This window comes from Frankia sp. BMG5.60 (genome assembly GCF_059428125.1).
The window spans coordinates 4,019,143-4,039,693 of the sequence record NZ_CM182091.1 but is presented as its reverse complement, the minus strand read 5'-3'; the positions used below and the strand labels follow the sequence as shown (position 1 = coordinate 4,039,693).

Genomic DNA, 20,551 nt, shown 5'->3' with positions numbered 1-20,551 from the left:
GGCGGGCCTGCGTGCCGTGTTGACGCGGCCTCGGACTTCTTGAAGGTTCCTCACGTGGGTTGCGTTCTCCGCTGTCTGCGTGAAGGTGAGGTGCTCGGATTGGCGCTCGCGGTGGTACGCGATATTCGGGACGCGCGGCAGTCGGCGGCGTCCGCTGAGGAGTTGGCGACGTTCGAGACGGACGTGCTCGCGGGGTTCGTGCTCGCGCGGTCTTCGGCCGGCCTGACCGACGGGACGATCCGGAGCGACGTGGGGAACCTGGAACAGGTTCGGTCGTGGTTCGGCCGCCCGCTGTGGGAGCTGCGGCCATCGGACGCCGACGACTATTTCGGGCGGATTCTGCGAGGTGCGCCGAGCGGGACGCGGCTGGCTCGGGCCGCGGCGTTGAGGACGTACTTCGAGTTCCTGGAGCTGCGGCACAGCGTCGAGATCCACGCGATGGCCGGCATCGTCGTTCAGTGCCCGCTGGACGAAGTGAACCAGCCACGTGGGAGCAAGGACGCGCGGCTGCGGATTCCGCCGGACAGTCGTGAGGTCGCTGAACTGTTCGCGGGCTGGTCGCAGGAGTTGGCGACCTGCCGCAAGTTCGCGCCCAGCGCCCGTAACTACGCTGCGGCGCGGTTGATGGCCGAGGTGGGTCTGCGGGTGAACGAGGCCCGCTGCCTGGACCTCGCGGACGTGCGGTGGGAGTTGGGCCGCTTCGGCAAGGTCCACGTCCGTCACGGCAAGGGGTCGCGGGGATCGGGTCCACGCGAGCGGATGGTCCCGCTGGTCAACCATGCGGGCCGGACGCTGCGCTGGTATGTCGAGGACGTCTGGGGTCAGTTCGACGACGACCACACCCGGCACGGCGCGCCGTTGTTCCCGTCGGAGCGGCGCAACGGCGACGGGTCGCCGGCACGCGTCGGCTACGACGCCCTGCGTTCGGGGCTGGCAGCGGCGGCGATCGCCCATCTGCCAGCGTGGGCAGGCCGGCTGACGCCCCACGTCCTGCGCCACTACTGCGCGTCCCAGCTCTACCTGGCGGGTGTGGACCTCATCTCGGTGCAGGAGGTGCTCGGGCATGCCTGGGTCGCCACCACGATGCGTTACGTCCATGTGCACCGAACCCGGGTCGAGGACGCCTGGCTGGCCGGGCAGGAACGCGCCGTCGCGCGGCTGGAAGGACTGGTCCGGTGAGGTGGAACCTGCGGCTGGCAGCCGCGAAACGCGACATTTGGAAGGCGTCTGAGCTTCAACGCCGCCTTGCCGACCACGGCCTGGTCGTCTCGGCGGGAAAGATGTCCGGGCTGTGGTCGGGCCAGCCCATCTCGTTGAAACTCGACGACCTCGACGTGATGTGTGTCGTGCTCGGCTGCGAGATCGGCGAGTTGCTGATTCCCGAGCCGGCGAAGGTCCCGAGTCCTGACCAGGGCGAGGAACAGCCGGCCACGGCCGCCGGGAACGCGGTCGTCACCGTGGTGCCGCGGCGGCGTGACGGCCGTTCGTTGCCTCCGGCCTGACCGGCCGTGACAGCGGCTGCCGGCAGCCGGGCGGACGCCGTCGCGACGGCGACCAGCTGCTCGTCCTGCCTGGCGTGGGGGCTGGCCTACCGGCCGGGCGTGTGCCGGGCCTGCCACGACTTCACAGCACCGCGCTACGGCCATGACCGGGGCGTGTGCGGTGCCTGCCACCGCACCGAGCCGCTGAAGAAAGGTTTCTGCCGGCTGTGCTGGTGCCAGGCGCGGCTGGAACGCACGACCGGCACCTACACGCTGCTGGCACCGCACGTGCGCCGGGTCCGCCATCACCAGCTGTTCCTCATGGACACCGCCGGCTACCGGGACCTGCCCCGCGCACGCCTGTGGCGTGCCGACGACGACGGCCGCAAACCCCGGCCCCGGCCCGCCGTCCGGCCGCAACCCCGGCACGTCCAACTGCTGCTGTTCGACGAGCCGATCGCTCGGCGCTACCGGTACGGCCGCGTCGACCTCCGCCGCGACCCGATCCCGGACAATCCCTGGCTGGCGTGGGGCCTGCACTTGGCCCACGAACTGGCCGACCTGCGTGGCTGGGGCCAGACGGTTCGGGGAGGCGTGCAACGGACCCTGATCATGCTGCTCGGCGGCCACGCCGACGCCGACGTGATCCGAGTCAGCGACTTCTACGACGTCGTCGCGGCCCGCAGCACCAACGTCGACGACATAGTCGAGCTCCTCACGACCATAGGCGTCGTCGTTGACGACCGGCAGCGCGCCTTCGACCGGTGGCTGGCGGCCGAACTCGACGGCCTCGCCCCGGCGATCCGACGCGACACCCGGACGTGGGTACTCCTGCTCGCCGACGGGAGCCCACGCACCCGACCCCGCGCGCGGAGCACCGCCACCAACTACCTGCACGCCCTGCGACCCGCGCTCGCGGACTGGTCTGCCCGATACGGCCACCTGCGGGAAGTCACCCGCGACGACGTCGCCGCCTACCTTGATGCCCTCGTCGGCTACCCCCGCAAGACCGTCTTCTCTGCCCTGCGGTCGCTGTTCGGCTGGGCGAAGCGCACCCGGGTCGTGTTCCGGAACCCGACCACCAGCCTGCGCTGCGGCCCCACCCAGCGCCGGCTGTGGCAACCCGTGCGGCCCGAAGAACTCGCCCGCGTCCTTACCACGGCCACCACCGAGCACGCCCGACTGGCGATCGTCCTCGCGGCCGTGCACGCCGCCCGTGTCGGACAGATCCGCGCCCTTCGCCTCGACGACGTCGACCTCGGCAACCGCCGCATCACGATCGCCGGGCACGACCGGCCGCTGGACGAGCTCACTCGCCAGATCCTGCTGGCCTGGCTGGACCACCGCCGCAGCCGCTGGCCACACACCGCCAACCCGCACCTGCTCGTCAGCGTCTGCACCGCCGGCGGCCTCGGCCCCGTCAGCTACCCGTTCCTTGCCCGCCCCCTGCGCGGGCTGCCCGCCACCCTGGACCGGCTGCGCATCGACAGACAGCTCGAGGAAGCCCTGATCAGCGGCGCCGACCCCCTGCAGGTCGCCGCCGTCTTCGGTGTCTGTGACGCCACCGCGATCCGCTACGCCGACAACGCACGCCAGCTGCTGACCCGCCCTCACGAGAACGGCCCCTCGGAATCACCGTGAACCCGAGCGCCCGGACCGGCAAACCCGCCTGACCACCACTTGGGTTCGGGCTGAACAACCTTCGGATGGCGTGAACCCACGGACTTTAGCGCGACCGGCCGGCTCGGCACCGGTCACCAGCTTGTCATTAGTTCCCGCTCCGTCGACGAGCTGCACGCACTGCTCCTGCCGATGATCAAACAGCACGGATTCGAGGTCGACCGACGGCACGCGGGCACCTTCTTCGACCAGCTCCGGCTGCTGTCCGGGCGCCTCGCCTTCAAGATCGCATCAACGGCACCGAACCAGCGCACCGAGGTTCTCGGACTCGCACTCGCCCGGCTCTACCTTGACTACCAGGGCGCACTCGACGACCAGATCCTCGTCCCGCTTGACTCCCACCTCGAGCTGTATCGGGAGGCACGGCGGCGAGCCAACGAAGTCGCCTCCAGCGTGAAGCTCGAACGGACCGACCTCGCACTGTTCTCCTTGGACGCCCGTGCTCGTACCATCGCCTGCCGGCTCGTCGAGGTGAAATGTCGGGCGGACCTGAGCCGCCTAGTCGATCTGCAGCGCGTCCGTGACGAGGCAGCCAAGCAGCTCAACCGCAGCGCCGAGGTGCTTGCCGACGACTTCGACCCGATACTGCGCACCCCGGATCGGGCCGACCGCACCATTTACAACTCCCGGCTCAACGCATTGCTAAAGTTCTACCTGGGCCGAGCCGTCCGGCACGAGATCATGCGGGGCGACGCCGCCGCCGAGGCCGATTGGTTCCTCGACCATCTCGATGACGGCTACCGCTGGGAGTCGACCCGTACTGCCTTGGTCTTCGACCTCGCGGGCCGGGGCGCGCGGGTCGACGTCGAGGGCGGCGTTGAATTCCACACCCTCGGCCGCGACGTCGTCGACGAACTTCTCAGCGCCCTGCCTACCGACCCGCACCTCGCCGCCGATCGGTCCACCGCTGATCGCGACGAGTCCACCGGAGGCCTAGCAGCGGCGGCCTACGGCCCGCCCGCCTCTCCGGCACGAACCGAAGACTCAGCGGCGTGGCGCGAATCATCCGTGCCGCGCCTGGAGCGAGCCGGTTTCCTCGGGCCGCGCCGATCGCACGAGATCCCGCCTCCCGGCGGGGAGGAGGCCGACTCGCCTGGTGACGATCGGGCCGTCGGAACCGACACCGGCCATGCGCCGACTGGTGCCCCCACGACCCAGATCGATTCCCAAGATCCCTCTGGAGATGGTGGCGCGGTCGCAGCGGCAGCCCCGCCCGGGGACGCCGCACGCGACGACGCGCCAGAGCCTGCCGTCTCCTCGGCCGACGACGGCCCGGCCGTGTCCAGCGAGCATGCGGCCGACAGGGATAGCAGCACGAGCGATCTGACCACGCCCGATTCGTTGCTCATCGCCGCCGGCCTGGCTTCGCCGAACGCCGATAACATAGCGGGACAACCGGTTACGTCACGTCGTACCGCCGCCCGGCCGCCCGACATCTACCTCGGCTCGTCCGGTACCGCGCCCCAGTACGGAGTCCTCGGCGACTCCCTTGGGCGCCGGCTCGCGCTCGACCTCAACGAGACCCATACGATCAGCCTCTTCGGCGTCCAAGGCGGCGGCAAGAGCTACACCCTCGGATCCATCATCGAGGCCGCGTCTCTACCGGCCCCGCCGATCAACCAGCTGCCCCGGCCGCTCGCCACGATCGTCTTCCACTACAGCCCGACCTCGGACTATGCCCCGGAGTTCACCAGCATGACCGCCCCCAACGACGCGCCTGACCAAGTGCGCGCCCTCTGGGAGCGCTACGGAGTCGAGCCCGCAGCGCTCGGGGATGTGCTCATGCTGGTCCCCGAAAGCCAGCTCGACGACCGACGGACCGAATATCCAGACATCGAGATCCGCCCCTTGGCGTTCGGTTCGGCGGAGCTCCAAGCCCGACACTGGCGCTTCCTCATGGGCGCCATCGGAAACCAGTCGACCTACATTCGCCAGCTCAACCGGATCATGCGGTCCGTCCGCGACCACCTGACCCTCGACGCGATCCGCGACGGTGTCGCGGCCTCCACCCTCACCGATACGATCAAGAACCTCGCGTACCAGCGGCTTGAGATGGCCGGTGACTACATCGATGACTCGGTCCGCGTCGGCGACCTGGTACGCCCAGGCCGCCTGATCATCGTCGACCTACGCGACGACCTCATGGAGAAAGACGAGGCTCTCGGTCTGTTCGTCGTGCTCATGGAACTGTTCGCCGCCGCGAGCAGTGACGACGAACGGTTCAACAAGCTCGTCGTCTTCGATGAGGCCCACAAGTACATCGAGAGCCCCGACCTCGTTACCAGCCTCGTCGAAAGCGTCCGCGAGATGCGGCACAAAGGCATGAGCATCCTGGTCGCCAGCCAGGATCCTCCGTCAGTGCCACTCGCCCTCATCGAACTATCTGACGTCATGATCCTGCACCGCTTCAACTCGCCCGGCTGGCTAAAGCACCTTCAAAAGGCGAACACAGCCCTCGCCAACCTCACCTCAGCTAAACTCAACGCGCTGGCTCCCGGAGAGGCCTACCTCTGGTCCAGCCGCTCCACTGACCACGCCTTCACCCGGGGTGCTGTTAAGACCTCCCTCCGCCCCCGCCTAACCCGCCACGGCGGCGCCACCAAGACCGCCGTCAGGGAACCCTAAGATGAGTGGGTTAGTTGCCGATGTCAAGCGTACGCCCGACCTCCGTCCCCAGGCGGCTCCCGCCTCCACCAGTACCGGAATTAGGTGTAAAATACTGCTTGAATTTATCAGGTCACCGGTACGCGGCCTCCTTTGCCTATCTCGTAAGTCTGTGACGCCCACATCGGACGGAAAGGAGTCGAGGTGCCGCTCTCGCCACTCCGTCCCGGCGATCCGGGGATGCTCGGAGGGTTTCGAGGGCACTGTTGCATCGGCGAAGTCCGTCATCTCGGCCATCGCTCAGTCATCATCAAACGATGCGCCGACGTCGTGTCCGTCCACCGGCTCCGACATCGGAGTTCGCCGGGTTCCGGTTCCCGCCCGAGGTGATCGTGCTGGCGGTCCGCTGGTACCTGCGTTTCGCGCTGTCGTACCGGGACGTCGAGGAGCTGCTGGCTGAGCGCGGCATCGACGTCGATCACGTAACTGTGTATCGGTGGGTCCAACGCTTCACGCCCTTGCTGATCGATGCCGCGCGGCCCTGCTGGCACCGTCCTGGGGACAGGTGGTCCGTCGACGAGACGTACGTCAAGGTCGCCGGGCGCTGGACATACCTGTACCGGGCGGTTGACCAGCACGGGCAGGTCATCGACGTCCTCGCCAGCGAACGACGCGACCAGGCCGCGGCCCGAAAGTTCTTCACCGCGGCACTGACCCACGGCCGCCGGCCGGTCGAGATCACCACCGACAAGGCCCCTGTCTACCCTCGAGTCCTCGACGAGCTACTCCCCGAAGCCTGTCACGTCGATGCCGCGCGGGAGAACAACCGGATCGAAGCCGATCACAGCCGCCTGAAAGCCCGGCTCCGGCCGATGCGCGGACTGAAACGGCCGCGCTCAGCCCAGACGATCAGCGCAGGGCATGCGCTCGTCCAGAACATCCGCCGCGGTCACTACGAACTCGCCATCGACACCGACCCGCACACACGACTGGCAGCCGCGTTCACCGAGCTCACCGCCGCGATCTGATCAACTGGTCGGCAGGGTCAGCCATGCCCCGCCATCCCGTAACGCAACAGAACCCTCCAGCTGGCTGAACCGGATCGAGGCCCAGTTCACCGCCCTGCGCTACTTCGCCCTCGGCGGCACCGACCACCGCAACCACCGCGCCCAGGCATCCATGATCCGCCGCTACATCATCTGGCGGAACAAGCACGCCCAGGACAAGCACCTACGCCGACTCGTCGACAGGGCGAACGTAGCCTGACGCGGCACTAGAACTGGACATACTGGAGGATTCTCAAGGTAAGGTGTAATGCCCATGAGTGAAATATATGAGGAGAGCGACTACTACACGGGGCCGCCGATAGATCGATCCCTGGTGGTCCGCGCCGAAAGAAAACTAGGAGTACGTCTACCGGGCAGCTACATTGAGATATTGGGCCAACGTAACGGCGGAGTTCTCCGGAGGCGCTGCTATCCGACTAGTTTTCCCACTTCCTGGGCGTCCGACCATTTCGAAGTTGAGGCGCTGCTCGGAATCAATGGTCGCTGGGGTATTGACTCGCCCGAGATGGGCAGCGCCCAGATGATTAAGGAATGGGGCTACCCTGACATCGGAATCGTTGTCTTTCAGACACCCTCTGGCGGGCATGACACTGTAATGATCGACTATTCGGCATGCGGGCCTGAGGGAGAGCCGAGCGTGGTCTACGTCGATGAGGACCGAGTTCCACGCCGGGTGGCTGGGACCTTTCAAGAGTTCATCGATGGGCTGGTTTACTGTGACAGAGGGCGGTCTTGAGATGTTGATCTGACGGTCCTGGAAATAGGAATAGCTTCTATGGTGTAGTCCCGGTGAACGCCATATGGGAGACGTTATTCCTGTCGCTGAGTGAATGACTTCCCTGATGGTGTGCCCGAATCGGGATCGGCACCCTCCGCCGCTGAACAAGACGCCGGATAGAAGCGACGGGAGTACCGGAGCTGGTCGCGGCAAGGGCTTGTCTCGCCTCTGGGTTCTGTTGCGTTACGGGATGGCGGGGCATGGCTTGAAGTTGACCCGTTTCTGTTCACACCTGGGCTCTTTGGGATAATGGTCCCAGGGAGGAGTGCAGGTGTCGAGATCACAACCGCCGTACACGGAGGAGTTCCGCCGGCAGATGGTGGAACTTGTCCGGGCTGGCCGCTCACCCGAGGCGCTGGCCAAGGAATACGGCCCGTCGGGGCCGTCAATCCGTAACTGGGTACGCCAGGCCGAACAGGAGGAAGGCGCACGGGCCGACGGGCTGAGTGCCGCCGAGCGTGAGGAGTTGAAACGGCTCCGGAAGGAGAACCGGCAGCTCCGCGAGGAACGTGACATCCTCCGCAAGGCAACAATTTTCTTCGCGACGGAGACCGATCAGAGATGACGTTCGCTCTGATCGACGCGGAGAAAACACACCATGCAGTCTCCGTCCTGGCCCGCGTGCTCGGTGTGTCACGCGAGGGCTACTACGCCTGGCGTCGCCGCGGCGGCCTGTCCGCCCGCTCCGCCGAGGATCAGACCCTGACCACAAAGATCACCGCGGTGCATGCGGCGTCCCGGGCGACCTACGGCGCCCCACGGGTCCACGCCGACCTGGCCGCCGCCGGCGTGCGGACCAGCCGTAAGCGGGTCGCCCGGCTGATGAGACAGGCTGGCCTGCAAGGGGTCCACCGCCGCCGGCGGGTCAGCCTGACCCGCCGCGACCGGGCCGCCCATCTGCCGCCTGATCTGGTCGGACGTGACTTCACCGCCCCGGCCCCGAACCGGGTCTGGACCGCCGACGTCACCTACATCCCGACCGGGCAGGGCTGGCTCTACCTCGCGGTCGTCCTCGACCTGTACTCCCGCAGGATCGTCGGCTGGTCCATGGCAGACGAGCAGAAAACCCCGCTCGTCGCCGACGCGCTCACCATGGCACTCCGACACCGCCGTCCCGCCCCCGGCGTCATTCACCACTCCGACCAGGGCGGTCAATACGTTTCTCGAGAGTTCGCCAGGATCTGCGAGCGGCACCAGGTCCGGCGCTCCGTCGGAACCGCCGGCGACTGCTACGACAATGCAGTCACCGAGTCATTCTTCGCCACCCTCGAATGTGAACTTCTTGACCGCACCAGCTTCGCCACCCACGACCGGGCCCGGACCGCCATCTTCGACTTCATCGAAGGCTTCTACAACCGGCGACGCCGCCACTCCACCAACGGATATCTCAGCCCCCACGAACACGAAACCCGCTTCTACGAGTACCATGAAGCCGCATAGCCGTTCAAAGCCCTACCTGTGAACGAAACCGGGGCAGCTTCAGCTGACCCTGCCGACCAGTTGATCAGATCGCGGCGGTGAGCTCGGTGAACGCGGCTGCCAGTCGTGTGTGCGGGTCGGTGTCGATGGCGAGTTCGTAGTGACCGCGGCGGATGTTCTGGACGAGCGCATGCCCTGCGCTGATCGTCTGGGCTGAGCGCGGCCGTTTCAGTCCGCGCATCGGCCGGAGCCGGGCTTTCAGGCGGCTGTGATCGGCTTCGATCCGGTTGTTCTCCCGCGCGGCATCGACGTGACAGGCTTCGGGGAGTAGCTCGTCGAGGACTCGAGGGTAGACAGGGGCCTTGTCGGTGGTGATCTCGACCGGCCGGCGGCCGTGGGTCAGTGCCGCGGTGAAGAACTTTCGGGCCGCGGCCTGGTCGCGTCGTTCGCTGGCGAGGACGTCGATGACCTGCCCGTGCTGGTCAACCGCCCGGTACAGGTATGTCCAGCGCCCGGCGACCTTGACGTACGTCTCGTCGACGGACCACCTGTCCCCAGGACGGTGCCAGCAGGGCCGCGCGGCATCGATCAGCAAGGGCGTGAAGCGTTGGACCCACCGATACACAGTTACGTGATCGACGTCGATGCCGCGCTCAGCCAGCAGCTCCTCGACGTCCCGGTACGACAGCGCGAAACGCAGGTACCAGCGGACCGCCAGCACGATCACCTCGGGCGGGAACCGGAACCCGGCGAACTCCGATGTCGGAGCCGGTGGACGGACACGACGTCGGCGCATCGTTTGATGATGACTGAGAGCCTGTCCTGAATCTTGATGGGTTATCGGTCGGTCGTCGGTCTGGGTGTCCAGCGTTGGACCAGGGTGCCGCGGGCGAGGCGGCGTGCCATGGTGCGGATCATCGCCCAGTGGATGAAGGTGGCGGAGCTTGCAGGGTCGCGTTCGTAGTCGCGGGCGAGGCGGCGGTGGGCGGTGATCCAGGCGAGGGTGCGTTCCACGACCCAGCGTCGTGGGAGAGCCTGGAAGCCTTTCTGGCCGTCTTTCTTCCGGACGATCTCAACCGTGGTCTTCACGAAGCGGGCGGCCCAGTCGACGAACTTTCCGGCGAAGCCGCCGTCGGCGAACAGGTGCCGGCAGCTGGGGGTGGCGAAGTAGTGATCGATGAGCAGCTGGCGGGCGCCGTCCCGGTCTTGCCGGCTGGCCGGGACGATCAGCACCCCCAGCAGCAGGCCGAGGGTGTCGACGACGATGAACCGCTTGCGGCCGTTGATCTTCTTCCCCGCGTCGTAGCCGCGAGAGGCGGCGGTAACGACCTGGGAGCCTTTGACCGACTGGGAGTCGATCACACCGGCGGTCGGCTCGGCCGCTCTGTGCTCGGTCTGGCGGACCGTGTCGCGTAACCCGTCGTGGACACTGATCGTCACCCCTTTCTTCTTCCACCGGTCGAAGAAGCCGTAGACCGTCTTCCACGGTGGGAAATCCACCGGCAGCGCCCGCCACACGATGCCGTTGTGGGTCACGTAGAGGATCGCGTCCACGATGTCGCGCCGGTCGTGGCTCTCGGGCCGGCCGTCCTTCGGGACCGGGGGCAGCAACGGCTCGACGTAGGCCCACTCCGCGTCGGACATATCGGAGGGATAGCGGCGAGATCGACCCATGCCCCGACCGTGGCCAGCCCGACCCGTCCGATCACGCCACCACACCGCGAAGATCAGAAACAGATCACGCGCAGGCCACACAACCAAGATCTAAGACAGGCTCTGAGCGATGGCCGAGATGACGGATTTCGCCGATGCAACAGTGCCGTCTGGCCTATGGCGTTACGCCGCAGGTCATCGGACAGCCCTCGATCGGCTCCCCCGTGGCCGATTCATTTCGTGGTGGCAGGTAGACATTTGAGGCTGTTGACGGAGGTTGAGCGAAGATGTTGGGGCTCGCCGGTTATGGTGAGGTTGGGGAGCTGTCTAAAAATCTCGCGGTAAATGGCGGTGGTTTCGGCGCGAGCGAGGTGGGAGCCGAGGCAATGGTGGGGGCCTGGGCCGCCGAAACCGAGATGGGGGTTGGGACGGCGGGTGAGGTCGAGGTGGTCGGGTTCGAGAAAGACAGTGGGATCGTGGTTGGCAGCGGCATAGTAAAGAATGACCTTGTCGCCAGCTGTGAGGGGGTGTCCGGCGAGGGTGGTGTTGCGGGTGGCTGTGCGGCGGATGAGAGTGACGGGGCTGGTATAGCGGATGATCTCTTCTATAGCGGTGGGGGCGAGTCGGTCGTAGTCGGCGGCCCAGGCGGCGCGGGTGCCGGGTTGGATGTGGAGCGTCCAGAGGCCAAGGGCGATGGCGTTGCGGGTAGTTTCCTGGCCGGCGAAGGCGAGGAGGGTGAAAAAGGATGCGAGTTCGGCTGTGGTGAGGCGCTGGCCGTCGATGTCGGCGTGGACGAGGGTGGTGAGCAGGTCGTTGGCGGGGTGGCGGCGACGGTGGGCGGCGAGGTCCGTGGCGAGGGTTGCGAGGTAGGTGCCGGCGTCGACAACGGCCTGGACTGGGTTATGTCCGTCGGGGATGAGGTCGGGGTCTCCGCCGGAGACGATGGTGCTGGCGGCGGTGTGCAGGCCGGGGCGGTGGCTGTGGGGGACACCGAGGAGGTCGCAAATCACGGTGAGCGGGAACGGTGTTGCGAGGTCGGTGACGATGTCGATCTGAGTGTGGGTGGCGGCGGTGCGGACGGTTTCGACGGCGGCCTGGTCGATCTGGCCGCGCAGGGCGCGCAGGGCTCGCGGTGTGAACGCCTTTGCGGCGATGGCGCGTAGGCGGCTGTGGCGTGATCCGTCGAGGTGGATGATCGATCCGAAGAAGTCGTTGAACGCGGCAGGTAGGTCGTTGATCCAGAGAGCGCCGAGGCCGGAGCAGAAGTCGACCGGGCGGCGGACCGCCTCGATAACGTCGGCGTGTCGGGTCACGGCCCGGTAGCCGTCACCGTGAGGCAAGCCCGGGATCCTCGGTTCGTCGAACAGGGGGAGGCCTGGTGTGGCGCGGATCTCCGCGAGGTAGCGGAGTCGTTCCTCGTGACCGGCGTCGCGGAACTGCCGGCCGGACGGGCTGACGAAAGTGTTGACGGCGACGGGTGGCATGTCAGGACTGGTAGGTGTAACGGACGGCGGGGGGCTGGTCGAAAAACGAGGTAATCGAGGTGAGCCGTCCTTCGGCGGTGAAGCGAATGATCTCGATGCCGGTGAGCATGCTACGGCCGGTGCGGTCACGCAGGTCCCACGTGTAGCGGGCGGCATCGTGGTGTGCATCGACGCCAGAGGATCGGACGGGCCGATAGCCGGGATATGCGATAGTCAGTTCCGTGATCAATTCGGCGAGGGCCGGGATGCCGACCGCGCTGTGTAGCGGGTTGGAGTAGGCGATCTCGTCGGCGCAGGCCTCAGTGAGGATCGCGGCACGTGCTGCCGTGTCGCGGGCTGTCCACGCGTCGAGGACTTGGCCGGCGGCTGCCACCGCGGACCGCGCGGCCGCTAGGTCGATGTCGGCGCCGAGAGCAATCGGTTCCTGGCGGGAGACGGATCCGCGGATCATGACTGGCCTCCTGCGAACAAGCGGGCGGCGTCGGCCCGCTGGAGCTTTCCGGATGGGGTCTTCGGGATCGATCCCGGTGCCAGCAGGTGGGCGGTTCGCGGCCGGACACCGACGGCGGCGAGCACGGCCGCAATGACCTGTGCGCGGATAGCGGCCTCGTCATGCCCGGGCCTCGTCTCGAGAGCGACCTCAACCTGGTCGGTCGCCGAGCCGTCGGGTCGGGTCGCGAAGGCGACGACGTTGCCCGGCCGGACTCCCGGGACTCGGCCGGCTGCCTGCTCGATCTCCTCGGGGTGGATGTTCCGTCCCCCGACGATGATCAGATCCTTGGTCCGGCCACAGACGACAAGTTCGCCGTCCACCAGATAGCCAAGATCTCCCGTGACCAGCCAACCGTCGGCGGCGCGTCGTGCAGCCGGGCCGTCGTCCGCGTTCTCGCTGTGGTAACTGGCAACCGAGAGGCCGGCGATGTGGATCTCTCCGACAGTCCGTTCGGGACAGTCGAGGCCGGTGGCCGGGTCGACGACCCGCAGCTCCGTCCCCGGCACCGGCGGGCCGAGTCTGGTCAGCCGTCGAACTCGGCCGCCGGGGCCGGCCGGCACGGCCAGTTGCTTCTCTGCAAGGACATCGGCGTCGACCGCATCAACCCGAAGGCCCAGGTAGGGCTCGGACGCGGCGACAGTTAGCGTCGCCTCGGCCATGCCGTAGGCTGGCAGAAACGCCTCTCGTCGGAAACCGTGCCGCTCGGCGGCAGCCAGGAAGCTCTCGATCGTGTCAGGGTCGATCGGCTCGCCGCCTGACAGCGCCGCCCGAATGGACGACAGGTCCAGAACCGGGCCGGTGTTGAGGAAGCGGCTCGCCATCGTGTAAGCCGATGCCGGGCCCATCAGCACAGTCGCCCGGTACCGGGCCGCGTTGCGCAACCACGAGGACGGCGCAGCCAGATAGTCAGCCGGCGAGCCGAGGAGCACGTCACAGGCTCCGCAGGTCAGCTGAACTGCTAGCGCCCCGATGAGCCCCATGTCATGCGACAGCGGCAGCCAGCTCAACAGCCGACCATGGATCTCGTCGTGGCGCAGCCGTTCCCGGGTCGCCGTTATGTTCGCCGCCAGGTTCCCATGGCTGACCCGGACGATCTTCGGCGTAGACGTTGTCCCGCTCGTCAGCTGGAACACCGCCGGGTCGTCATCTGTCAGGTCGGGCCCCTTCCACGGCCTCGACGGCTGGGCCGCAACCACGTCGGCCAGCCGTTCCACCCGCGCCCCACCCCTGGCCAGTTCGCCGGCCAAGCCGTCGTAGGGTGCGCCCACCACGACCAGTGGATTTCCCAACACGGCAATCCGACTCCTAGTCTGATCCACGAAGCGCGCCAAGCCCACCGTCCGCGCCGGGGTCGGCACGACGGTGACCGCCCCACCGGACATCCACACCGCCACGACCGCCGTCACCATCTCCCTCGACGGCAACCCAAGAATCGCTACCCGCCGGCCCGGGCCAACATCCCGATCCGCCTGAAGCCAGGCCGCAGTCAGTTCCGCCGCCGCGAAGAAATCCGACCAACTCAGCTCCTCATCCGTCTCCGAGCCGAGGAATATGATCCGGCCCCCGCGCCTCCGCGCACGGCAGATCCCGTCCAGAAGATTGACCACGGACAAACCTCCCAACAATGAACGCCCGGTCCGCCGTCGCCCGAACGTTCAGGGAAGTCATGGACGAGGTAGGGGCCGAGGGAGCAAATGATTCGACAAATCGAGCGCTTCGAGCGCCTGGCGGCCACGGCCGCGCTCGCGGAAAAACCATTGGCCACGGAGCCGCCTCGCAATATCAGATCGCAAATTCGGTGGCCGCCAGTGGCTCCGCGCCGGGCCGGTAGGTAGAAAGGATCAGCCGGTCCCAACATCGGCCCTGGTAGTAGTCGTGTTAACGCATCCGCACCTGACATGCAAGCCATGGCCACCCGCAGACGCGAATTTCCAGTAGTTGGACTCCGGCAGCTCCATATACAGCTTCTCGAACGGCCACGTCGAACACATAATTGATGAAGAGTCGCACCAGCCCCGCCGCGATCCCCGAGCCCATGTACTGCCCAGCTATCGCCGCGCCGGTGCATGCATAGCCAAGATCAGGCGATATGGAGTTCACCCTCGTTGCCTGGGAGCGCCTCGGTATCGCCGTCCCGGCCAAACCGTCCCTGTTAGGTCACGGTCCGCCGCTGAGAAGATAGGGCGCGTACCGATCTCCGGTGGTGCGCAAGTAGACAACCATGGCGCATGGACGAGGTAGGTTGCCTGCCCGGGCCTGCTCCGAGAGCGAGTTTGCGTAAATGGCCAGCCCGAGACCACCGACCCCGTTACGGCCGACGTGCCGTATGGTGCCGTTCTCACGCGCTCCCGCCTCGGCCAACGTGACCGGACGGCCTGGTCCGGTGTAGTGGCGGTCGCAGTACGTCACCCTGTCTGGCAGGCTCGAGGGCCAGGGCCAAGCACGGAATCTGGCGCGGTACCAGCCGGTGAAGACCACGGCGATGACCAGCAGAACGACCAGAGCCGCCGCGAGAAGGCGAACCACCGAACGACGCGCCGGACGTCCTCGCGATTGACCAGGGACGGACCGGGTGATGATCTGTTCGGACACGAGGGCGGCTCCCAGGGACATACAGATCCTGCCAAGGAACTAAGTCTATCCCGTCCCGCCGGCCTTTCGCGTGCAGACGCCAGCGGGACCGCTCACTGTAGGCGCGTCGGGACGGCATGTTGGTAATCCTGCTGCGGCTGCAGAGAAGCGCATATAGGCCAGCCGCCCGTGCTCCTAGGTGCTCGCCTGCTTGGAAAGCGGCTGTCTTCCCATAAAGTAATGGAAGACAGCCCAGGGAGTACGACTTCTACCGGTCGTTCCTCGGTGCCGGCCTCACAGGCGCCTACCGGGCCGGTCACCTCGACGCCGCGGGATACAGCTGGTAAGGCCGCGGCGGAAACGGCTACCGCGGCGCGCCGTTGCCCGATGGTGCCGCTGGTGAACTGGAAGACTACCGGGTCGTCGTCCATCAGGTCGGGTACCTTCCAAAGTCCGCGCGGCTCACTGGTCACCCGCCTCAAACAGCATGCCAACCCGGGTACCAGTTTCGGCGAGGGCATATGCAAGCCCATCGTCGGGAGCCCCCAGCATGACCAGCGGGTCACCGAGCGCCGCGACCCGGCCCTGTGCCTGCGCAATATCTGTCGCCAGATCTGTCGTACGAGCCGGCGTCGGCGCGCACGGCATAGCCGCGCCCGCCATCCATACCCCGACCAACGCGGTCGCGACAGATCGGGACGCCGGAGCGAGAAGCACAACCCGACTACGTTGACCGATTCCATGCGTCACCTGTATCTATGCCGCGACCCGCTCCGAATTGTGGAAGAACTGCGAACAGGTCAGATTCTCGTCCGCATCGGGGTCAAGAAAAACCGTCCGGCCGCTCGACGGTATGGCCTGGGCAATCCCTTTAAGGGGTCCAACCACTGGCTACAGCACGCCCTGAAGTCTGATTTCCGTGCGAGCCGAGATCAGCGGATCCTGGTCTCGGTCCGCATCGGATTCCGCAGCCGTGGCGAGCTGCCACTAGGAACCCGATACGTAGAAAAATTTCCCGGATATCGTACAACAGGCTCAAAGTGGAGTAAATCTTAGATTGCAGCAGATATGGCTAAGCGGAGAGGGACCCTACCTCAGGACTGAATCTCGGTCGAGAGACAGGATATATTCATCCCAGTATCGCCCATCATAGTACGTATAATCTTTGAGGCACCCTTCCACTTCGAAATACTTCCCCTGCCCACTCTTGATTAGGGTAAAATTGTAGGCCGGAATCTCCATATAAAGCTTTCTAAACGTCCAAATGCGGAAGACGTAACGGATAAACATATCGAAGGCCTCGATCGGGAGACCCGAATGCATCAATTCTTGGACGAAGACAGCTCCCACATATCCGGTTCCTCGGGAGGGATCCGCATTGTAAAGCTGAACCAGCCCTATGGGCTGCGAGTTAATTTCGTTAAAGACGACGAACTGCGCGAAGATTCCTTGCCAGAGCCCAGCTTTGAACACATCAGGGCTCGGCACGGCGCCCCTGTATCGCCATCTGAAGCCAATCTCCTCCGATGCGGCCAGATGGTAAAGGAAAGGTATCGTCTCTGGCGTCAAAGGCCGCAATGAGAAGTACTCATTGTGCATTGTTGGCGGCCCCGCTGCGGCAGGGGAGGGTCCAACCTCTTGCGGATTTGCTACCCGATCTGGCTGGTGTTCAGAATCGAGCACAGAGTCAAGGATCTTCTCGATATCTCCCACAGTCTTCAGGTCCAAATCGGGAATGGCAGCCTCATCGACACCTCGGTCAGCCATCCATGCCCGCAGTTCGACCCACTGCAGCGAGTCAATACAGAGATCTTCGTTCAGCCTCGACTCCAGGCCAATCGAATCGACCTCCAGGTTGAAATTCCTTACCAAGAGCTGCATAACTTCAGGCTTTATGTCCAAGATGACTCCCAATCAATTGTGAACTGCATATTCCTCATTTACGACCCAGCTACGCCCGCGTCCAGTTGATCTGCTTCGCGAGCCTTCAGCTTGGCCTGACACTCCAGCAACCATCCCGAGGACACCCGGCAACGTCGATGTCCTGACCTCGACTGGGCGCAGGTCAGGACATCGGCATTTCGCGATACCTACAGCTCAAGCGACGGACCGCAAGTGCTCTTCTATCGCTCTAACTTGGCCTCTAAAGACAGCCCAAGCGGAAGATCAGGGCTCGCTCCCAGGGGCGAAGGTCCAGGTGAACTTAGAAACTCGCCGAATATTATCTGCGCCGAGGGTCACGGTCGCGTCAAACTGAATAATATTGCTAGGCGCCGCCGATACCAGGTGGGTGTTGTTCTGGATCTGCGCTACCTGCGACCAGGTCCTCGCGCTTCCCTTAAGCTCGAGCGTGGAGCTATCGATAGCGGCGACGTTGTCGTATTTGAACGAATCGGCTCCACCGTCCAGAGTAAGGATGTCCAGCTTAGGCAGCTGGTTTGCCCAGTGGGTGAGAACCGACTTCTGGGTCGTGAGTTCCGTCCCGGTATAGACAGCCTCGAGCTGGGCAGAACCTTTGTCAATCATGCTCTGGCTGTCATTCACCGTCGGCCGGAATACCGATGCGTCGGCAACATCCAGCGAAGCCTTCGGATCCTTTGAGATCTGCGGCTTCGCTGCGGGCGGCACCAGCATGGTCTGCTGGAGTGTGATCGCCCTCGACAGAGCGGATTCGGCATCTGACACGTCCTGCGTGCTCGGGCCCGAGGGCGCCGAGGCGTGAATAGTACTCGAGGCGCCGTTCCTGGATGTCACCAAGAGAGTCGCGACGGCAACTGCCGTGACCGTCAAGAAGCCGATCGATAGACTAGTTATCAGATTCCTTGAGCGCGCTTTCACGGTCGACCCTTCTGGTCATTACGCCAAATCCGTATATTCTTCACGGCGCTTCTCGGTCCCGGCGGCCGGCCGCCAGAGCTAGCGGCGACTGCTAAACGATGTGGTATTCTTTAGTGTCCGTCGTCGAAGCCCGCGAGTTATATGGCCAGAGGTGCCAGATCGCCTTTCCGCGATTGCTGGTGTGCTCGTCAACCAGATTTCCCACCCAGCCGCTGTCGGGATCGGTCCCTTGTCCCACCTGGATTGACGCGTGATCGTACGGCGTCGGATTGGAGGCATTATCCCAGTCGTAGAAAACGACGTCGCCGGTGACGATGTTGCCGGGTGTATACGGCGTTCCTTTCTGGGAACCCGGGCCCTGGATCCCGGTCCCACCATTGTGCGAGTCGAGATACTGCCGGAGATTGTCTGCAACCGTCCACGCGAGGGTGGGGCCACCGCCGTGCGGCGTCAGACTGACATCAGCCGACCATCCATGACCGTTGTTATAATTCAACGGAAAACCGCCGGCATAGAGCGACTGCGAGACAAAATTCGTGCAATCGTCACCATATTGAATCCAAGCCGTATTTGGATTGATCGCGTATGTACCGGCATAGTCTGCCGCGCTCTGACCGTTATATGCAAGGGCGGGAGTCGCGATTGCTGCAACAGATCCACCCACGCCTAGTGCGGCGGCGCGAAGAATATTCCTTCTCAAAGACATAGAAACTATTTCCCCCTTTTCTCGTGTGCATGCACGCACGAGCCGAAAGTGCCCACAACCGCTGAACGGCCATCGCGTTCTTATGTAGCAACTGATGAGCGGAGATCTCGGGCCGGACATATATCCATACCGACCAAGAGTCTGCTTTGGGTCTTATGACCCTCTCTGCGTTTGGGACACTAGCGCACCATTGTCCTATGCGCAAGGTGGTTGTTCGACTCCTCCCAGGCATGGTCGACCGTCTCCCGGTCGGGCTCCAGGCGGCATCGGCGGGGTGTAGTGACGCAGAGTCGCGGCGCGCGGTCCACCGTGACTGCCTGCTGCGGAGTACCTTCGGGGGCTGCGCTGTTGCGTTCCGAGACGTTCGCTGCTCTCCACGCCGCGCCGGGCGATGCGGCGCCGACGCAGGAAACGACGCAGGTACGGGTAGTCGTAGCCCTTGTCCGCCCGCAGCTTGGCGGGTCGGCGTCGCCGCGGCCCGCGCCGGGACCGGATCGCCGGGATACTGGCGACCAGCGGGATGGGGTCTGTTGCATCGGTGAAGTCCGTGGTCTCGGCGACTCCTACCCAGGGTGATCGATTCATGCGTCGACGTGCCGTCCAGCCACCGGTTCCGGTCTCGGAGTTCGTCGAGTTCCGGTTCCCACCCGAGGTGATCGTCTTGGCCGTCCGCTGATATCTGCGGTACAGCCTGTCCTACCGCGACGTCGAGGAGCTGCTCGCGGAACGCGGCACCACCGTCGATCACGTCACGATCTACCGCTGGGTCCAGCGGTTCACTCCGCTGCTCGTCGAGGCTGCCCGGCCGTGCCGACACAGCCCTGGAGACAGGTCGTTCGTCGACGAAACCTACGTCAAGGTCGCCGGCCGGTGGACCTACCTGTACCGGGCGATCGACCAGATCGGGCAGGTCATCGACGTCCTCGCCGCCGAACGGCGTGACCTGGCCACGACCCGACGGTTCTTCACCCGAGCCCTGTCCCACAGCCGGAAACCAGCCGAGGCGACCACCGACCGGGCACCCGCCTATCCCCGTGCCCTCGATGAACAACTGCCCACCGCCGGCCACGTCGACGTCGCCCGAGCGAACAACCGGATCGAAGCTGACCACAGCCGACCCAAAGCCCGGCTCCGCCCGATGCGCGGACGGAAACGCCTGCGCTCAGCCCAGACGATCAGCTCCGGACATGCGCTGATCCAGAACATCCGCCGCGGACACGACGAACTCGGCACTGACACCGACCCACGACTCCGACTGACGACCGCGTCCGCCGAGCTCACCCTCGCGATCTGATCACCGACTCGGCAGGAACAGCCATGTCCGACCGCCACAATGCAACAGACCCCTCGGCGTCGCGGACGCCATCGCCGACGTCGTCGAAACCGGACGCACCCTCGCGCAACTCGGTCTCACTGTCTTCGGTGACCCAATCATGATTTCCGAAGCGATCGTGATCCGCGCTGCCAGCGCCGACACGAACCCCGCCGTGGAACGGCTCCTGCGTCGGCTGCGCGGCGTCGGGGTCGCCCGCGACTTCCGCATGGTCGACTACATCGTCGGCGATGACCTCCTTGACCAGGCCGTCACCATCACACCCGGCCTCGAATCGCCGACGATCAGTCCGCTGCATCGCCCCGGGCAGGTCGCCGTGCGCGCCATGGTCCCGGCCGCCACCGTGCAGGCAGTCATGGACGACCTGGAAGCCCTCGGGGCGACGGCCATCATCGCGGCCCAGATCCACTCCTGCCGCCTCTAGCGCAGAGCTTCGGCGCGGGC

The 20,551-nt window shown here is 65.4% G+C and carries 15 protein-coding genes and 2 pseudogenes; 9 read left to right on the top strand and 8 right to left on the bottom strand.

The genetic code is table 11. The features are described from left to right. Nucleotides 1–99: 99 nt before the first annotated feature. The 7 genes from AC5R91_RS16470 (at nucleotide 100) to AC5R91_RS16440 (ending at nucleotide 9,050) form a co-directional block, all read left to right on the top strand. Nucleotides 100–1,179 (top strand): tyrosine-type recombinase/integrase, encoded by a 1,080-nt coding sequence (locus AC5R91_RS16470; RefSeq protein ID WP_256790502.1) that lies wholly within the window; start codon nucleotides 100–102, stop codon nucleotides 1,177–1,179. Beyond that, nucleotides 1,176–1,502 carry a helix-turn-helix domain-containing protein gene (locus AC5R91_RS16465; protein ID WP_256790503.1) on the top strand — a complete coding sequence of 109 codons (327 nt, stop codon included), beginning with the start codon at nucleotides 1,176–1,178 and terminating at the stop codon, nucleotides 1,500–1,502. Before AC5R91_RS16470 ends, AC5R91_RS16465 begins: the two co-directional genes overlap by 4 nt. 6 nt (nucleotides 1,503–1,508) lie before the next feature. Then, nucleotides 1,509–3,122: a tyrosine-type recombinase/integrase gene (locus AC5R91_RS16460; RefSeq protein ID WP_495392247.1), complete on the top strand. Its 1,614-nt coding sequence runs from the start codon at nucleotides 1,509–1,511 to the stop codon at nucleotides 3,120–3,122. Nucleotides 3,123–3,293: 171 nt separating this feature from the next. Next, a complete protein-coding gene (locus AC5R91_RS16455; protein WP_495392246.1) occupies nucleotides 3,294–5,786 on the top strand; it encodes an ATP-binding protein in 2,493 nt (830 codons plus the stop codon). Nucleotides 5,787–6,082: 296 nt separating this feature from the next. Beyond that, nucleotides 6,083–6,793, top strand: a complete 711-nt coding sequence (locus tag AC5R91_RS16450) for an IS6 family transposase (protein ID WP_495392243.1) — start codon at nucleotides 6,083–6,085, stop codon at nucleotides 6,791–6,793. A 292-nt stretch (nucleotides 6,794–7,085) separates the two neighbouring features. Beyond that, a complete protein-coding gene (locus AC5R91_RS16445) occupies nucleotides 7,086–7,568 on the top strand; it encodes an SMI1/KNR4 family protein (protein WP_495392245.1) in 483 nt (160 codons plus the stop codon). Nucleotides 7,569–7,881: 313 nt separating this feature from the next. Further along, nucleotides 7,882–9,050, top strand: a protein-coding gene (locus AC5R91_RS16440; RefSeq protein ID WP_495392244.1) for an IS3 family transposase whose coding sequence is annotated in 2 segments (ribosomal slippage) — nucleotides 7,882–8,140 and nucleotides 8,140–9,050 — 1,170 coding nt in all. Because the reading frame shifts where the segments join, the coding sequence is not laid out codon by codon here. Between the two features lie 64 nt (nucleotides 9,051–9,114). Here the strand turns inward: AC5R91_RS16440 and AC5R91_RS16435 are convergent. From AC5R91_RS16435 to AC5R91_RS16400, 8 genes are all read right to left on the bottom strand, one after another. Beyond that, on the bottom strand, nucleotides 9,115–9,825 hold the full coding sequence (locus tag AC5R91_RS16435; protein ID WP_495392243.1) for an IS6 family transposase: 711 nt from the start codon (nucleotides 9,823–9,825) through the stop codon (nucleotides 9,115–9,117). 41 nt (nucleotides 9,826–9,866) lie between these two features. Beyond that, nucleotides 9,867–10,703, bottom strand: coding sequence for an IS5 family transposase (locus AC5R91_RS16430; RefSeq protein ID WP_495392242.1), 837 nt, complete (start codon nucleotides 10,701–10,703; stop codon nucleotides 9,867–9,869). 212 nt (nucleotides 10,704–10,915) lie between these two features. Next, nucleotides 10,916–12,166, bottom strand: a complete 1,251-nt coding sequence (locus AC5R91_RS16425; RefSeq protein ID WP_495392241.1) for a cytochrome P450 — start codon at nucleotides 12,164–12,166, stop codon at nucleotides 10,916–10,918. A gap of 1 nt (nucleotide 12,167) precedes the next feature. Beyond that, nucleotides 12,168–12,617 carry a nuclear transport factor 2 family protein gene (locus AC5R91_RS16420; RefSeq protein ID WP_495392240.1) on the bottom strand — a complete coding sequence of 150 codons (450 nt, stop codon included), beginning with the start codon at nucleotides 12,615–12,617 and terminating at the stop codon, nucleotides 12,168–12,170. Then, nucleotides 12,614–14,266, bottom strand: coding sequence for a long-chain-fatty-acid--CoA ligase (locus tag AC5R91_RS16415; protein ID WP_495397982.1), 1,653 nt, complete (start codon nucleotides 14,264–14,266; stop codon nucleotides 12,614–12,616). The genes AC5R91_RS16420 and AC5R91_RS16415 overlap by 4 nt, the downstream gene beginning before the upstream one ends. A 2,053-nt stretch (nucleotides 14,267–16,319) precedes the next feature. Next, entirely contained in the window at nucleotides 16,320–17,132 is an 813-nt protein-coding gene (locus AC5R91_RS16410; protein WP_495392239.1) for a phosphopantetheine-binding protein, read from the bottom strand. Nucleotides 17,133–17,396: 264 nt separating this feature from the next. Then, on the bottom strand, nucleotides 17,397–17,915 hold the full coding sequence (locus AC5R91_RS16405) for a hypothetical protein (protein WP_495392238.1): 519 nt from the start codon (nucleotides 17,913–17,915) through the stop codon (nucleotides 17,397–17,399). 244 nt (nucleotides 17,916–18,159) lie between these two features. After that, complete coding sequence (locus AC5R91_RS16400; RefSeq protein ID WP_495392237.1) at nucleotides 18,160–18,774, bottom strand: amidase domain-containing protein; 615 nt, start codon at nucleotides 18,772–18,774, stop codon at nucleotides 18,160–18,162. A 583-nt stretch (nucleotides 18,775–19,357) separates the two neighbouring features. Here AC5R91_RS16400 and AC5R91_RS16395 point away from each other — a divergent pair. Together AC5R91_RS16395 and hisG are read left to right on the top strand one after the other, a co-directional pair. Then, a pseudogene (locus AC5R91_RS16395) lies at nucleotides 19,358–20,068 on the top strand (IS6 family transposase). A gap of 61 nt (nucleotides 20,069–20,129) precedes the next feature. Further along, nucleotides 20,130–20,531: pseudogene (gene hisG, locus AC5R91_RS16390) on the top strand (ATP phosphoribosyltransferase); the annotation flags it as partial. Nucleotides 20,532–20,551: the final 20 nt, after the last annotated feature.

Excerpts from the sequence above, each read along its gene's own strand:
- AC5R91_RS16455 (WP_495392246.1), top strand. The coding sequence starts at position 3,294 with ATGATCAAACAGCACGGATTCGAGGTCGACCGACGGCACGCGGGCACC.
- AC5R91_RS16450 (WP_495392243.1), top strand. The coding sequence starts at position 6,083 with ATGCGCCGACGTCGTGTCCGTCCACCGGCTCCGACATCGGAGTTCGCC.
- AC5R91_RS16445 (WP_495392245.1), top strand. The coding sequence starts at position 7,086 with ATGAGTGAAATATATGAGGAGAGCGACTACTACACGGGGCCGCCGATA.
- AC5R91_RS16435 (WP_495392243.1), bottom strand. The coding sequence starts at position 9,825 with ATGCGCCGACGTCGTGTCCGTCCACCGGCTCCGACATCGGAGTTCGCC.
- AC5R91_RS16430 (WP_495392242.1), bottom strand. The coding sequence starts at position 10,703 with ATGGGTCGATCTCGCCGCTATCCCTCCGATATGTCCGACGCGGAGTGG.
- AC5R91_RS16425 (WP_495392241.1), bottom strand. The coding sequence starts at position 12,166 with ATGCCACCCGTCGCCGTCAACACTTTCGTCAGCCCGTCCGGCCGGCAG.
- AC5R91_RS16420 (WP_495392240.1), bottom strand. The coding sequence starts at position 12,617 with ATGATCCGCGGATCCGTCTCCCGCCAGGAACCGATTGCTCTCGGCGCC.
- AC5R91_RS16400 (WP_495392237.1), bottom strand. The coding sequence starts at position 18,774 with ATGTCTTTGAGAAGGAATATTCTTCGCGCCGCCGCACTAGGCGTGGGT.